This is a genomic window from Frankia tisae, assembly GCF_025403405.1.
GTDB lineage: Bacteria > Actinomycetota > Actinomycetes > Frankiales > Frankiaceae > Frankia > Frankia tisai.
Map to the genome: position 1 here is coordinate 1 of NZ_JANEZT010000849.1, position 413 is coordinate 413.

A 413-nucleotide genomic window follows, 5' to 3' on the forward strand; every position below is an offset into this window, starting at 1 on the left:
CTGCGGGTCGGAGTCGGGGTCCAACCGGTGGCGCACTGGATGGTCAGGGCCAGGCCGAGCGCGATGCAGAGCCCGTTGGCGGCCAGCCAGAAGGGACGCGCGGCCCGCCGGACGGCGGCCTGCAGATCCTCCGACGTCTTCGTCACCGCTGCGACGGCGCCGTCCGAGATCGGCAGCAGCCAGGGCTCGGTCGGCAGGGCTTGGATACCGGCCATCTCGTGGGAGCCCGGCAGGTTTTGGAACAGTCCGTTCGACATGTCCGTCCTCCAGATTCGTCCGTGATGTCCCGGCTTACCGGGCCATTCGTTCATCTACAGTTAAGGGACGATTGTGGCTGATGCAAGGTCAAGGCTCCTGCCTACGCGCTCTCCCACCGCCGCGAGGCCGGCCCCGGAGCGCCGGCGGCTCAGCAC

General features: G+C 68.8%; 1 protein-coding gene. It reads right to left on the reverse strand.

From position 1 onward, the window contains the following. Positions 1 to 257, reverse strand: a 257-nt coding sequence (locus tag NBZ85_RS31965; RefSeq protein WP_261563527.1) for a hypothetical protein, incomplete at its 3' end; no start/stop codon positions are given. Positions 258 to 413: the final 156 nt, after the last annotated feature.